The sequence below is a fragment of the Nitrobacter sp. CN101 genome (assembly GCF_055390255.1).
Genome location: NZ_AP038833.1, coordinates 2,317,505 through 2,332,284, shown reverse-complemented (window position 1 = coordinate 2,332,284; position 14,780 = coordinate 2,317,505). Strand labels below are relative to the sequence as shown.

The window sequence follows — 14,780 nt, the reverse complement described above, 5'->3', positions numbered from 1 at the left end:
CCGACCGATGAGCGCTCTCGATTATTTCGCCTGGATCGTCCTCATTGTCCTCGTCGCCAGCACCGCATTCGTCGTCATCTTCATGGCGATGCTGCCGGGCATGATCGCCAAGCGTCGCAATCATCCCTGGGTCCAGGCCGTGACGGTGGCTGGCTGGATTACGCTCTTCCTTGGCTTCGCCCTGTGGCCGGTCGCCCTGATCTGGGCCTATGTCGATGTCCCCGCGCCGCGCAGGACAGAGGTGGTGTCGTGATCGTTGTTCTGCTCAACGTCTATCTCGTCATCCTCTTCATCCTGGTGAAGCTAAAGATCGTTTCCTTCAATCTTTTTTGGAAAGTTTCACCTGTCATCGTGTTGTTGCTGCTCCTGGTCGGGCTCTTTATCCCAATGGGATGGGGCGCACCGCAGGGCCCGGCCCTAGTCGTGCGCAATTCTGTTCAAATCGTCTCCAATGTAGCGGGTGAAGTGTCCGAGGTGCCGGTTCAAGCCAACACGGCGCTAAAGGCTGGCGACATACTTTTCAAAATTGATCCGACGCCCTACCGCGCGACCGTTGACGCGCTGACGGCGCAGCTAAAATTCGCTCAACTGCGACTGTCACAGATGACGCAGTTGTATGAGCGTGCCGCGGGACGCCACTTCGACGTTGAGCAACGGCAATCCGAGGTTGATCAACTGAGAGGACAACTAGAGGGAGCCCAGTGGAATCTCGACAAAACGACCATTCGCGCGCCGACCGATGGTTATGTAACCAATGTTGCGCTGCGGAAAGGCGCGCGCGTGGCGAATCTACCGCTGGCTCCGGTAATGGCATTCATAGACACATCCGACACTCTAGTCGGTGTCGAACTGGCACAAAATGACGCGCGATATGTAGCGCCCGGACAGGAGGTCGAAGTTACGTTCAAGTTTCTGCCGGGCCAAATTTTCCCCGCAAGGGTCGAAAGCGTCCTTCAGGCGATCGCCACCGGCCAGGTACAAACATCGGGCCTCGCCGTCCAGCCAAAGCAGATTGAAGCGGCTCCCTTCGTCGTGCGCGTTAAGCTTGATGACGCTAGGCTTGCAGCGAGCCTTCCCGCCGGCACCACCGGCACAGCCGCCATCTTCACTGATCGCGTAAAGCCAGCCCATATCATTCGCAAAGTTCTGCTGCGACAAACGGCGATTATGAACTACATATTGCCGTTCTAGGCATCGCGAAACTCACGCAGGCGTCTAGCCTCTCCCCTTGTGAGAGGGGGACGATACCAGCTCAGGATTTGATTGATATGGCAGACAAGAAAAACAAGACCGCCGGGAAACACAAACCCGCCCTCACCCACATCGACGTCAAAGGCGAAGCGCGGATGGTCGATGTCTCGGCAAAGCCCGCAACCGAGCGTGTCGCCGTCGCCGAGGGTCAGGTCGTCATGACCAAGGCGACGCTCGACTTGATTGAAAGCGGCAATGCCAAGAAGGGCGACGTGCTTGGCACCGCGCGCATTGCCGGCATCATGGCGGCCAAGCGCACTTCGGATTTGATCCCACTCTGCCATCCACTGGCGCTGTCGAAGGTCACGCTCGATATCGAGGCCGACAAGAAAATTCCGGGCTGCCGCGTCCGCGCAAGCGTCAAAGTCTCCGGCCCGACCGGAGTGGAGATGGAAGCCCTCACGGCGGTCTCCGTCGCCTGCCTGACGATCTACGACATGATCAAGGCCGTGGAACGCGGCGTCCGGATCGAGGGCATTCACCTCGTCGAGAAAAAGGGCGGCAAGTCCGGCCATTATCTCGTGACGGATACCCCCTCAGAACCATAGCCGCCGCGCGAACGGGTCGGTAAGCGGCATTTTGGCTCTTGGTACCGTTGTATGCGAGCCGCGAGTTCGGTAGATGTTTGACGCGCCCGCTAGGCGCATTACGCCTAGCGCGTATTCCGCAAATGGATACCGGTTTTGCGATCGGAATACACGCAAGTTATTGATTGAGGGGATTTTCTTACGGCTGATCGCACGGCCGGAAAATGCTCTAGGAGAATGGTCATGCCCCTGATGACGGTCGCCGACGCCCTTGCGGCTGTTCTTGCCGGAGTCGAACCGCTCCCGGAGGAACCCGTGGCTCTCGAAGCCGCGCATCGCCGGGTGTTGGCGCGCGACCTCCCCTCGCGCCGGACTCAGCCGCCGGTCGCAATGTCGGCGATGGACGGCTATGCGGTGCGCGCAGCGGACATTGCGACAATTCCAGCGCGGCTACAGGTGATCGGTGAGATCGCCGCGGGACGACCGCTCGAGCGCGCGCTGCAAACCGGCGAGGCCTTACGGATTTTCACCGGCGGCGTAGTGCCGGACAGCGCCGATACAGTCGTGATCCAGGAAGACACCGAACGCGACGGCAACCACGTTATCGTCAAGGAGGCCACTGCTCCCGGAAAGAACATTCGTCCTGCCGGCGTGGACTTTCGTGAGGGCGACGTCCTGATCCGGGCCAGCAGCCATCTCACCGATCGCCATCTTTCCCTTGCTGCCGGCATGAACTATCCAGACCTGCCGGTGCATCGCCGTCCCACAATAGCGATGCTCGCCACGGGCGACGAACTGGTTTTGCCGGGCGCGACGCCCGGTCCGGGCCAGATCATCCTGTCCAACGGCTACGCGCTTCGCGCACTCGCCCGAGGCGAAGGCGCCGAGGCGATCGACCTGGGTATCGCCGCCGACACCATGGACGCCACAACCGCCGCGATCCGCCGCGCCCGCGAGAGCGGCGCCGACATTCTGGTTACGACCGGCGGCGCGTCGGTCGGCGACCATGACTTCGTCAAGCGTGCGCTGGAGGCGGAAGGCGTGGAGATGGCGTTCTGGCGGATCGCACTGCGGCCGGGCAAGCCGATGATGCACGGACGTCTAGGCCCGATGCGGGTGATCGGCCTCCCCGGCAATCCCGTCTCGTCCTACATCTGCGCGTTTCTGTTCATGGTGCCGCTGATTCGTGCGCTATCGGGGCGTGAAGATGTGCACCACTGCATTGAACCGGCGCTGCTCGGAAGCGATGTTAGCGCCAATCAAGCCAGGCAGGATTATCTGCGCGCCCGGCTCACGCCCTCGACGGACGGCTTGCCGGTGGCGACGCCGATCGGGCATCAGGACAGCTCGCTGATGGGAAAACTCGCTGCGGCAGAGGCTCTCGTAATCCGCACGCCATTTGCGCCGGCCGCAAGCAAAGGCGAGCCCTGTGCCATCATTAAGCTTTCGCTGTCATAAAACGTCGCTTTGTTGACCTTAAATTAAAGGGTTGCGGAACACATATCGAACATATAGTGTATGTTCATGATTTGTTTCGAGGTTCGTGCCGCGGGGTTATAAGGGCTGCAGCCCCGATGTCCCCTAGTTGGCAAGAACCCCATCAACCAGGGACTGGGTCGGGATGCTCACGCGCAAACAGTATGAACTCCTGCGTTTTATCAACGAACGGCTGAAAGAATCCGGCGTGCCGCCCTCGTTCGATGAAATGAAGGACGCGCTCGACCTGCGCTCGAAGTCCGGCATCCATCGCCTGATTACCGCGCTGGAAGAACGAGGATTCATCCGCCGTCTACCCAACCGCGCCCGCGCCATCGAAGTCATCAAACTGCCCGAACTCGCCGCCAGCGGCGGCGGCGGCCGTCGCGGTTTCACACCGAGCGTCATCGAAGGCAATCTGGGCAAAGTCCGCCGCAGCAGCGGCGGCGCTGTCGTCGACGATGCGGAACGTCCGGTCGCCGTTCCGGTGATGGGACGGATTGCAGCCGGCACGCCGATCGAAGCGTTGCAGACCTGCAGCCACACCGTCAGCGTGCCGCCCGACATGCTTGGTACCGGCGAACACTACGCGCTTGAGGTGCGCGGCGATTCCATGGTCGATGCCGGAATTCTCGATGGCGATCTTGCGTTGATCCAGCGGAACCAGACCGCTGATACCGGCGACATCGTCGTTGCCCTGATCGACGACGAGGAAGCGACGTTGAAACGCTTCCGCCGTCGCGGCGCTTCGATCGCGCTGGAGCCGGCGAACACGGCTTACGAAGTTCGCATACTTCCGCCCAACCGGGTCCAGATCCAGGGCAGACTGATCGGCATTTACCGCAAGTACTGATTTCATCAGGAGCGAAAGGCTCCGACCGTGGACGAGCCGTTCAATCGTCCGGCTGGAGATCCTCGGGCGCCGGCGTGGCGTCGGCCGGGGGCTCCGGTTTTGATTGCAGCTGTGCTGACTGTTCATCGACGGCAGCGGATGACCAGGGACGATCGACGCCGACAGGACGTGCGGCATCAACAGCAAAGCCAGATCTTGAAGCACCAGATCTTGAAGCACTTGGGGTTCGCCACAGGGCAAGAGCGCCTTCACGCCGTAGCCTGTTTTGATCGATCACCTGCGCAAGGCACCCCTCCGGAGCCTGCCACGGCGTCACCATGAGCTCCGCCCGAGCGCAATCATCCTGTATCGCCTCCGGACGCCGCGTCAGCGCGACAAGTCCACCTCCACTCACCTTGACCACGCAGCCCTCATCGTCACATGAGGCGCCCTCCGCCAGTGTAGGGTCGGCAGACCCACGCCCATCCCCGTCGGCGGCAAGCCATTCCTTGACGGTGAAAGAGTCCTTACTCGTGCTGATGAGACGCAGCCTGCCGTCCCCGCCCCTCACGGCGACATTGCGACCTTCGGCGGAGATCAGGATATCCGGCGGCGTCACCGCAAGTGACCACACGATCGCCAACCCGACCACAGCTGCGCCGCTCCAGCGCAGCGGCGTTCTCAACAATCCGAGCAGAATGATGCCCGCGGTCGCCGCGAGCAGCGGTCCCGTTCCAAATGCAGCCGTATGACCGACGGCGCCCGGAAGCGCCGCTACCCATTGAGCCACAGCGACCATCCATTCGATGCCAAAGTCCATCAGCCGCCAGAACACGCCGTCGAAGCCAAACGGCATGGCCGCAAGTCCGAGAAGCCCGGCCGGCATCACCAGCGCCGAGATCACCGGCATCGCCAGCAGGTTCGCAACCATGCCGTATGGCGTCACCCGATGGAAATGGAACGCGACATACGGCGTGGTCGCGAGTCCGGCCACGAGTGACGCCAGCGCCAGCATAGCGATTTCGCGTCCACCCCACAGAGCGGCCCTCGCCGTCGGCGAGTGATCGGGGGTTGCAAGCATCTTCGGCATGCCGACCTGAACCAGCGCCACCAGCCCGAGCGTCGCCGCGAACGACATTTGAAAGCTCGGGTGAATCAACGACTCCGGCGCAATCGCAAGCACGATCATCGCCGCGACCGCGAGTGTGCGAAACGTGATGGCGCGCCTGTCCACCGTGATCGCAATCAGTACCACCGCCGTCATAAAGAACGAGCGTTGGGTCGCGACCTCGGCGCCCGACAGCAGAAGATAAAAAGCGGCTGCCACGAACGCCGCCGCCGCCGACCACTTCTTAATCGGGAACGTCGCCGTCAACGCTGGAACCAGCGCCAACAGCGCACGCACCGCGAAGAAGACCACGCCAGCGACGACGGCCATGTGATAGCCGGAAATCGAAAGGACATGGCCCAATCCCGAAATGAACATCGCCTCATTAACCGGCGTCGTGATGGCGTCGCGCCGTCCGGTCAGGAGCGCGGTGGCAATGGCCCGCGAGTCGTCGCTGAGAACAAGACGGATGCGGGCGTCGATGGCGTCGCGCAACTCCTGCATCAGCGCGGCATAGCGCAACGCGAGCCCACCACCATGCGGAGAGCTCACGGTCTTGATGGCGCCCATGACGAAGCCGGACGCGCCAATGCCATGAAAATACATATCGCGGGCGAAGTCGTAGCTTCCTGGCCGTACAGGCGTAAGCGGCGGCTGCAACCGCGCTTTCAACTCCACGAAGCTCCCAACGGCGGGCGCGGCGCCCTTCCTGACCGACAGCCGTACGCGATCGAGCTTGACGTGCGACCGCCGATTGTCCATCCGAACGACGCGTAGAACAAATCTATCGGTCCGCTCCCGCACCTCGCTGGTTTCGACGAAGCCCTGGAGCAAGGGCGCGTATATCGGCCGCATCAGGACGACGTGGGAAACCTGTGCCGTCTTGATCGTGGCGACGGCAAATCCTGCAGCGACCGCCGCAACCATGACAGCGGCGGCAAACATCCGATGCCGGCGCAAGAGCAGCGCCACCACAAACAGAGCTACGGCGGTCGCGGAGACAACCCAGACAACGGGCTCGTGATCGGCCGAAAAATAGATCGCAATACCTGTGCCAAATGCCACCGGTACCCACGGCAAGAGTTGGCCGGCTGCCAATTCCGCGCCAACCCAGGCTCGCAGCCGCGCCACCATTGCCAGTAAGGTGCCCGAAGGCGTTTGCGAAGGAGCAGCGACGGCTTGCCGCGTCGGCCACGTTCCTGCGTACCCTCCCCTTCGATCGCGGGCCCTGCCCCGCTCCGCCATCCGGCTGCCCCTTCACGCCCTCGCGGCGATGCTAGCGGAAGAGACTGCACGGCGAACAGTGGAACGGATACGGAATACCGGCGAAATCAGGAGCCGGTCGCCGCGACCTTGGCCCAGGTGTCGCGCAGGCCGACCGTCCGGTTGAACACAAGGTTGCCGGGAGACGAATCCTTATCTCGGCAGAAATAGCCCTGTCGTTCAAACTGCACTGAACCTCCGTCATCCTCTCGGGCGAGAGCGGGCTCAACCATGCAGCCGGACAGAGTTTGAAGCGATTGCGGATTGAGTTGGGATACGAAGTTCGCCGCGTCGGGCTGCTCGGTATCGAACAGATGACCGTAAAGTCTGACCTCGGCCGGCACGGCGTCCGCCGCGTTCACCCAATGCATTGTGGCCTTCACCTTTCGTCCGTCAGGCGCATTGCCACCTTTGGTCGCAGGATCGTAGGTACAGCGGAGTTCGAGCACTTCACCCGCGGAGTTCTTCACCACATCGCGGCATGTGATGAAATACGCATATCGCAGCCGCACTTCCTTGCCCGGCGACAAGCGAAAGAACTTCTTCGGCGGGTTTTCCATGAAGTCTTCCTGCTCGATATAAATCTCGCGCCCAAACCGCATCCATCGGGTGCCCTGCGAGGGATCATCGGGATGGTTCACGGCCTCAAGCTCCTCACTCTGGCCTTCCGGATAATTCTCGATAACGACCTTGAGTGGACGCAAGACGGCCATGCGACGCGGCGCGTTCCTGTTGAGAGCCTCTCGAACGGCGAAATCGAACATTCCGACATCGACGGTACTGTTCGCTTTCGCAACGCCAATCCTCTTGATGAACTCTCGCAGCGCCTCAGCCGGCACACCGCGCCGCTGAAGGCCCGCAAGGGTGGGCATGCGAGGATCGTCCCAGCCCGCAATGTGACCGCCGCGAACCAGTTCGGTCAGCACCCGCTTCGACAAAAGCGTATACGTGACGTTGAGCCGTGCGAATTCGTACTGATGCGGTCGCGACGGCACCGGAAGATTGTCGAGAAACCAGTCATAGAGTGGCCGGTGATCTTCGAACTCCAGCGTGCAGACGGAATGCGTGATGTGTTCGATCGAGTCGGACTGCCCATGGGCGAAATCGTAGCTCGGATAGATGTTCCACGCGTTTCCCGTGCGCGGATGATGGGCGTGTAGAATCCGGTAGAGCACGGGATCGCGCAGGTTGATGTTGCCGGACGCCATGTCGATTTTCGCACGCAGTACCCGCGCGCCATTGGGAAATTCTCCGGCCCGCATCCGCGCAAACAGGTCAAGATTCTCATCAATCGGCCGGTCGCGGAACGGGCTGTGTCTGCCAGGTTCGGTCAGCGTACCGCGAGCCTGGCGGATCTCCTCCTGTGTCTGATCGTCGACATAGGCCTTTCCTGCGCGAATGAGGTGCTGCGCCCAGGCGTAGAGCTGTTCGAAATAGTCCGAGGTATAATAAAGGTGTGTTCCCCAATTGAAGCCCAACCAGCGGACGTCGCGCTGGATCGCGTCGATGTATTCCTGCTCCTCCTTGGTCGGATTGGTGTCGTCGAAGCGGAGATGGCAAAGTCCGCCGAAATCCTCGGCAATGCCGAAATTCAGGCAGATCGATTTGGCGTGCCCAAGATGTAAATAGCCATTCGGCTCCGGCGGAAACCGGGTGACTATGCTCTTGTGCTTTCCGGACGCAAGGTCAGCGGCCACGATATCGCGTATGAAATCCCGGCCCGCTTCCGCAGTCGATTCGTCGGTCATTGTGTGCCTTTCACTCCGGGCCTATGTGCCAAATCCACGCGCAGCCGCCAAGGGCTGAGATACCGGCAAACTGGGAAACGGCGCCGTCCCGGCGTTCCGCGTAGAGATAGAAACGGACAAAATATCCCTTCACTACATTGACGCCGCGAAGCAGGCCAGTTAGCCGTTCATGCAAATCCCGATACCCTCTTCCGAAGTGTCAGATCCACCAAAAATGACAGCACCCGTCGTTACACGCTTTGCGCCATCCCCGACCGGTTTTCTTCACATCGGCGGCGGCCGGACCGCGCTCTTTAATTGGCTCTATGCGCGCAAGCACGGTGGCAAGATGCTGCTCCGGATCGAGGATACCGATCGCGCACGTTCCACGCCGGCGGCCATCGATGCGATCCTTGACGGGCTGAAGTGGCTGGGTATCGAGTGGGACGACGAAGTCGTGTACCAGTTTTCCCGCGTTGCGCGCCATCGTGAGATCGCTGAGCAGTTGCTCGCCGAAGGCAAGGCTTACCGATGTTATGCAACGCCGGAAGAGCTGTCCGAGATGCGCGAGAAGGCGCGGGCCGAGGGTCGTGCCAAGCTTTACGACGGCCGTTGGCGCGATCGCGACGAGTCCGAAGCACCGCCAGGCGTCAAGCCAACCATTCGCCTCAAGGCGCCTCTAACGGGTGAAACCGTGATCGAGGATCAAGTTCAGGGGCGTATTGTTTGGCAGAACGAGAACCTCGATGACCTCGTGCTGCTGCGCGGCGATGGCACGCCGACCTACATGCTCGCCGTCGTTGTCGATGACCGCGACATGGGAGTGACACACATCATTCGCGGCGACGACCACCTCATCAATGCAGCCCGCCAGAAGCAGATATACGACACCCTTGGATGGCCTCTCCCGACGATGGCCCACATTCCGCTTATCCATGGCCCCGACGGCTCGAAGCTTTCCAAGCGTCACGGCGCTCTGGGAGTCGATGCCTATCGCGCGATGGGATATTTACCGGTGGCACTTCGCAACTATCTGGTTCGGCTCGGCTGGAGCCATGGCGATCAGGAGATCTTCTCCACACAGGAAATGATCGACGCGTTCGATCTGTCTGCTATTGGACGCTCCGCTGCACGCTTCGACTTTGCCAAACTCGAAAACCTCAACGGCCATTATATTCGCAGTTGTGACGATCGTGCTCTGGTGACCCTGTTCGAGAATGCGCTTGATTACGTTCCGCGCGGTGCGGACATCAAGCCGAAACTCAACGAGGTTACACGAGTGCAACTCCTGCGCGCGATGCCGGGACTCAAAGAGCGGGCCAAAACCTTGATCGAATTGATCGAGAGCGCTCGATTTATCTTCGCAGATCGACCTTTGACGATGGAATCCAAAGCCGCCGCTATGCTGACACCGGAGATACGCACACTGATCGGAAGGCTTCGCGCGGTCCTTGAATCGGTTACTTCGTGGAGCGCGGAAACGACCGAGGCCGCGATGCGGACTTTTGCTGAACAAAACAATCTCAAACTCGGCGCTATCGCGCAGCCGCTTCGAATTGCGTTGACCGGTCGAACGACATCGCCCGGCATATTCGACGTCCTCGCTACGCTCGGAAAAGAGACGTGTTTGGCCCGGCTTGGCGATCAAAGTTCACCGTAACGCCCACCATCCGGTTTTTGGCGATCTTGCGGTGCACATAGCAATACGATACCCCTTTGCGCGGCGCTTTGTAACGGCCGACTAGTCTCCTCATCGAGAGACCAGGCGATCCGCAACGATCTCATCGGGGGGGCTTCACGATGAACGCAACGAGCACAAAAACCGCAACGTTGACGGTCGAGAATAAAAGTTATGAGTTCCCCGTACTGAGCGGCACGGTCGGACCGGATGTCATCGACATCGCCAAGCTTTACGCGCAGGCCGGCCTGTTTACTTACGACCCGGGATTCACGTCGACCGGCAGCTGCCAATCCAAGATCACCTATATCGACGGTGACGAAGGCGTACTCGAATATCGCGGTTATCCGATCGAGCAACTCGCGGAAAGAGGTGATTTCCTCGAGACCTGCTATCTGCTGCTCTACGGCGAGCTGCCGACGACGTCGCAGAAGAGCGATTTCAACAAGCGTGTCATCCACCACACCATGGTCCATGAGCAGATGACGCGGTTCTTCCAAAGCTTCCGCCGCGATGCTCATCCCATGGCGGTCATGGTGGCTGCGGTCGGTGCGCTTGCCGCCTTTTATCACGACTCCACTGACATCAACGATCCCAAGCAGCGCATGGTCGCGTCCATGCGCATGATCGCAAAAATGCCGACGCTGGCTGCGATGGCCTACAAATATACGATCGGCCAGCCGTTCATATATCCGAAGAACTCCCTGAGCTTTGCCGAAAACTTCCTCTATATGTGCTTCGCCGTGCCGTGCGAGGACTACAACATCAACCCTGTTCTGGCGAACGCGCTCGACAAGATCTTCATTCTGCATGCTGACCACGAGCAGAACGCATCGACATCGACCGTGCGCATCGCAGGCTCCTCAGGTTCGAATCCATTCGCGTGCATTGCCGCCGGCATCGCCTGCCTGTGGGGACCCGCACACGGCGGCGCCAACGAGGCGGCGCTAACCATGCTTTCTGAAATCGGAACCGTGGACAGGATTCCGGAATTCATCGACAGGGTGAAGGACAAGAACAGCGATGTCCGGCTGATGGGATTTGGACATCGGGTCTACAAGAACTACGATCCCCGCGCGAAGATCATGCAAAAAATGTGTCACGCGGTGCTCAACGAGACCGGCCACGGCGATGATCCCATGCTCAAGGTCGCGCTGGAGCTCGAAAAGATCGCTTTGAACGATGAATATTTTATCGACCGCAAACTGTATCCCAACGTCGACTTCTATTCGGGCCTCACCCTGAAAGCGATGGGCTTTCCGACCTCGATGTTCACGGTGCTGTTCGCGGTCGCGCGCACCGTCGGCTGGATCAGCCAGTGGAGCGAGATGATCGAGGATCCGCAGCAGAAGATCGGTCGCCCACGGCAGCTGTATACCGGCGCGACCCGGCGCGATTACATCGACATGGCCAACCGCAGGTAATGTCGCGGAACTATAGCGTTTTCGAGCGGAAGATACCGCTTCGCGTGAAGAGGAAAACGCGACAAATTAAAATCATAGGGTCCTCTCCTGATTCCATCAGAAGCGAAAAGGCTCTCGTTGAGTCGGCCCCAATCACGCGTAACGCTCTCTTATCTTTCTCGTCTATGTCCGTCCGCGCGACTCCCGCATGACCTCGAGCACGATATCGGCCGCGCACTCACTCGGCGAGCGCTGCCCTGTGGACATGATCGTATCGAGCTTTGCAAAAGCCTTGAGCTGAAACTGCCGCATCGGTGAATCCGTCAGAACCTCCCGCAGCGCCGGTGCAAGATTTCGGGCTGTACAATTTTCCTGGAGGAATTCCGGGATGACATTCTCACCGATCACGAGATTGGCCAAGATGACCGATGATACGCGAACGACGCGCTGCGCGATCCACGCCTCCACCGCCCCCCCTTTGTAGGCAGCAACCATTGGCACGCCCGCCAAGGCAAGCTCGAGCGTCACGGTGCCTGACTTGGCGAGTGCCGCGCGCGCCGCGCGAAACGCGGCGCGCTTGTCATCGTCGCCGACCACGATCCTTGGCCGACGCGGCCAGTTCGCGACGGCTATTGTGATCTCGTCGACGAGATGCGGCATCGTGGGCAAAATTACGTCGATCTTGGGGGCGCTCTGTCGCAACACCTCAATGGTCTCGCCGAAGGCGGAGAGGTGATGGCGGATTTCACTACGCCGGCTCCCGGGCAATACCAGAAGCGTCGGAGCTACCGCATCGCGCCGCTGACGTTCCTGGGTGTCCGGCCGCAGCACTCCAACCTGCTCAAGTAGCGGATGGCCGACATAGGTGCAGGGCGGGCCTTCAAGCCTGCGATACGCTTCCGGTTCGAATGGCAGCAGCGCCAATACGTGATCGACATAGCTACGCATGGCCCGCGCCCGGCCGGGCCGCCAGGCCCACACCGAGGGAGAGACGTAATCCACGATCGGCAAGACGCGCCGCCGGGCGCGCACGCGTCGCGCCACGCGGTGGGTGAAGTCGGGACTGTCGATAATGACGAGCATGTCCGGCGCAGCCGCGATAACGGCATCCGCTGTCTCGCGTATCCGCCGCAGGATCATGGGAAGCTGCTTCACCACGGCCGCGAATCCCATGATCGACAGATCTTCGATCGGGAACAACGACACGAGACCTTCGCGCGCCATTGACTGACCGCCAACGCCTTCGAACCGCACAGTATCGCCGAGCCGCCGCCGCAAAGCTTTCATCAGGCTGGACCCGAGGCGGTCGCCGGACTCTTCCGTTGCAATGAGGAATATTTTTCGGGAGTGATCTGCTGACGCCTTGTCCGGCATTATGCAGACAGCCCGACAACGAACAGGTTCGATGCGTCGGCCTCGCCGACCAGCGCCTGTGGTTCTGCGACGAGCGTATTCCCGGCGACAACGGCCAGTCCGGCTAGCCCGGCGGCGGCCGCATTTTCGATGGTTTGCGGACCTAGCGTCGGCAGGTCGTAACGCAAGTCCTGTCCCTGCTTTGGTGCCTTTACGAGCACACCCCGCTGGGTCTTGGCACGGATTCGTCCGTCGGCACGCAGTTGGGCGATACGAGCCAAAAGCGCGTCCGTTCCTTCGATTCCCTCCACGCCGACCACATGACCGTCGATTACAACGACAGCCTGCCCGACATCGAAGGGACTAAGGGCGCGCAGCATGTCCAGCCCCTTGGCTATGTCACTGGCCGCGGATTGATCCGGCGTTTTCCGGGTGAGGCATCCGGCAGGCATCAGCAGATCCGGCGCGATGTCCTTGATCCCCACCATTCGAAACCCGTCGCGTTCCAGAATGCGACCGATCCCCGACAGCAAGTGGTCATCGCCACCCCGAAACGCCGCCAAAACGTGTCCCATTACCCGAACGGTTCCCCAGTCCAGGCGAATCTCCGACAGCGCCGGGCGAACCAGCGTCCCGATGAAAATCAGATCTCGGCAGTTTTCCGCGCGTAACAGCCGCACAACCTTTCCGATCTGGCCGACCGCGATCCAGTGATGTGTGAAATGCGACACCTTTTCCGGGTCGCATACGCCCTTCAACGCGAAGAAGATGGGTTTGAGACCTCGCGCGGTCAGCGAATCGGCAACCGCGAACGGCAACACTCCGCCGCCGGCGATCAAGCCGATCGGCGAGGAAATGCCCGAAACACGATCAGTCATGACTAACACGCCGACTCCGCTATGCGGATTTGCTTGCGCCGCCCTCCGGCAAACAGAGAGGACGATGCTTATCCTCGCCAATAAACGTCAGTATCTCCGCAATAGCAGGATCGTCTGACGCATGTGATTGGACGCGCTGGAGACGGTCTGCAAAGAGACCCGGCCCGTAAAACAGTTCCTGATAGAACGACCTGACCTTGACGAGACGCTCGCGGGTAAACTTGCGGCGTCTCATGCCGACAACGTTAAGGCCCTCAAGATGCCCATGCTGGCCATTGACGAAGCCGTAGGGAATGACATCGCCACGGATGCCCGTGAGGCCGCCGATCATAGCCTGCCTGCCGATACGTGCGAATTGATGCACGGCAGAAAGACCGCCGATATAGACGAAATCCCCGACTTTGCAGTGTCCGCCCAACGTTGCCGAATTGGCAAAAATCACGTCATCGCCGACCTGGCAGTCGTGGCCGACATGGCTGTAACTCATGAAGAACCCACGCGCGCCGATGCGTGTAACGCCGACATCCTTGGGTGTGCCGACGTTCATCGTCACACTTTCACGGATCGTGCAGCCATCGCCAATCTCAAGGCGCGTCGGCTCATTCCCATAACCCATATCCTGCGGCGCGCCACCAAGCGCCGCGAACGGATAGATCGTGCAATTGGCCCCGATAGTTGTGTGTCCCGTGATGGACACATGCGAGATCAGGCGGCAGTTCGGACCGAGGACGACATGGGGACCAACCATGCAGAACGGCCCGATCTCGGTCGATTCTCCGATCACGGCGCCAGCTTCAATCCGGGCGGTAGGATCGATCCTGCTCATCAGTCGGTCAGCATCGCGCCGACGTCCGCCTCGGCGACGACCACGCCGTTCACTTTGGCATCGCCGTGAAACCACCACATCGTCTTGCGGCGCCCGATGCTGCGCATGTGATACTCGACAATATCGCCGGGCATGACTGGTTTGCGAAACTTGCATTTATCGATCGTCAGAAAATAAACCGCGCGCGGCTTTTCCGTGCCCTCCACCGACATGATGCCGATGACGCCAGCCGTCTGCGCCATCCCCTCGATCATAAGCACTCCCGGATAAACCGGTCGTTCCGGAAAATGCCCCTGGAACGCAGGCTCATTGACCGTGACGTTCTTCACGCCGATCCCGCTATGGTCGGCCCGAATATTGAGAACCCGGTCGATCAGCAAAAACGGATAACGATGAGGAAGGGTCTTGAGAATGGTGGCAATGTCCACATGCTCGAACCTGACCGGCGACTCCATTAC

General features: G+C 60.4%; 13 protein-coding genes. 7 read left to right on the top strand and 6 right to left on the bottom strand.

The genetic code is table 11. From position 1 onward, the window contains the following. The first annotated feature begins 7 nt into the window (after positions 1–7). The 5 genes from ACZ5IL_RS11575 to lexA all read left to right on the top strand — a co-directional run bounded on the left by ACZ5IL_RS11575 (position 8) and on the right by lexA (position 4,107). Positions 8–253, top strand: coding sequence for a DUF3302 domain-containing protein (locus tag ACZ5IL_RS11575; RefSeq protein WP_464591532.1), 246 nt, complete (start codon positions 8–10; stop codon positions 251–253). After that, a complete protein-coding gene (locus ACZ5IL_RS11570; protein WP_464591530.1) occupies positions 250–1,191 on the top strand; it encodes an HlyD family secretion protein in 942 nt (313 codons plus the stop codon). Before ACZ5IL_RS11575 ends, ACZ5IL_RS11570 begins: the two co-directional genes overlap by 4 nt. Positions 1,192–1,268: 77 nt before the next feature. Then, positions 1,269–1,799: a cyclic pyranopterin monophosphate synthase MoaC gene (gene moaC / locus ACZ5IL_RS11565; RefSeq protein ID WP_464591528.1), complete on the top strand. Its 531-nt coding sequence runs from the start codon at positions 1,269–1,271 to the stop codon at positions 1,797–1,799. 222 nt (positions 1,800–2,021) lie between these two features. Beyond that, positions 2,022–3,236, top strand: a complete 1,215-nt coding sequence (locus ACZ5IL_RS11560) for a molybdopterin molybdotransferase MoeA (RefSeq protein ID WP_464591526.1) — start codon at positions 2,022–2,024, stop codon at positions 3,234–3,236. 163 nt (positions 3,237–3,399) lie between these two features. Beyond that, the gene (gene lexA / locus ACZ5IL_RS11555; RefSeq protein ID WP_309772712.1) at positions 3,400–4,107 is read left to right on the top strand and encodes a transcriptional repressor LexA; all 708 of its coding nucleotides are present in this window, start codon (positions 3,400–3,402) and stop codon (positions 4,105–4,107) included. Positions 4,108–4,147: 40 nt separating this feature from the next. On the opposite strand, the gene ACZ5IL_RS11550 is transcribed toward lexA, so the two are convergent. Further along, positions 4,148–6,439, bottom strand: coding sequence for a ComEC/Rec2 family competence protein (locus tag ACZ5IL_RS11550; RefSeq protein WP_464591524.1), 2,292 nt, complete (start codon positions 6,437–6,439; stop codon positions 4,148–4,150). A gap of 86 nt (positions 6,440–6,525) precedes the next feature. Then, on the bottom strand, positions 6,526–8,205 hold the full coding sequence (locus ACZ5IL_RS11545) for a glutamine--tRNA ligase/YqeY domain fusion protein (RefSeq protein ID WP_464591520.1): 1,680 nt from the start codon (positions 8,203–8,205) through the stop codon (positions 6,526–6,528). 214 nt (positions 8,206–8,419) lie between these two features. Here ACZ5IL_RS11545 and gltX point away from each other — a divergent pair, with 214 nt between their 5' ends. Continuing rightward, entirely contained in the window at positions 8,420–9,844 is a 1,425-nt protein-coding gene (gltX, locus tag ACZ5IL_RS11540; RefSeq protein ID WP_464591518.1) for a glutamate--tRNA ligase, read from the top strand. A gap of 140 nt (positions 9,845–9,984) precedes the next feature. After that, positions 9,985–11,286: a citrate synthase gene (gltA, locus tag ACZ5IL_RS11535; RefSeq protein WP_464591516.1), complete on the top strand. Its 1,302-nt coding sequence runs from the start codon at positions 9,985–9,987 to the stop codon at positions 11,284–11,286. Between the two features lie 162 nt (positions 11,287–11,448). Here the strand turns inward: gltA and lpxB are convergent, their stop codons facing one another. Genes lpxB through fabZ form a run of 4 tightly spaced genes read right to left on the bottom strand, consistent with a single transcriptional unit; the run spans position 11,449 to position 14,777 of the window. After that, the gene (lpxB, locus tag ACZ5IL_RS11530; RefSeq protein ID WP_464591514.1) at positions 11,449–12,639 is read right to left on the bottom strand and encodes a lipid-A-disaccharide synthase; all 1,191 of its coding nucleotides are present in this window, start codon (positions 12,637–12,639) and stop codon (positions 11,449–11,451) included. Further along, on the bottom strand, positions 12,639–13,496 hold the full coding sequence (locus ACZ5IL_RS11525; protein ID WP_464591512.1) for an LpxI family protein: 858 nt from the start codon (positions 13,494–13,496) through the stop codon (positions 12,639–12,641). Before ACZ5IL_RS11525 ends, lpxB begins: the two co-directional genes overlap by 1 nt. A gap of 19 nt (positions 13,497–13,515) precedes the next feature. Beyond that, a complete protein-coding gene (lpxA, locus tag ACZ5IL_RS11520) occupies positions 13,516–14,322 on the bottom strand; it encodes an acyl-ACP--UDP-N-acetylglucosamine O-acyltransferase (protein ID WP_464591510.1) in 807 nt (268 codons plus the stop codon). After that, a complete protein-coding gene (gene fabZ / locus ACZ5IL_RS11515) occupies positions 14,322–14,777 on the bottom strand; it encodes a 3-hydroxyacyl-ACP dehydratase FabZ (protein WP_464591509.1) in 456 nt (151 codons plus the stop codon). Before fabZ ends, lpxA begins: the two co-directional genes overlap by 1 nt. Positions 14,778–14,780 lie beyond the last annotated feature (3 nt).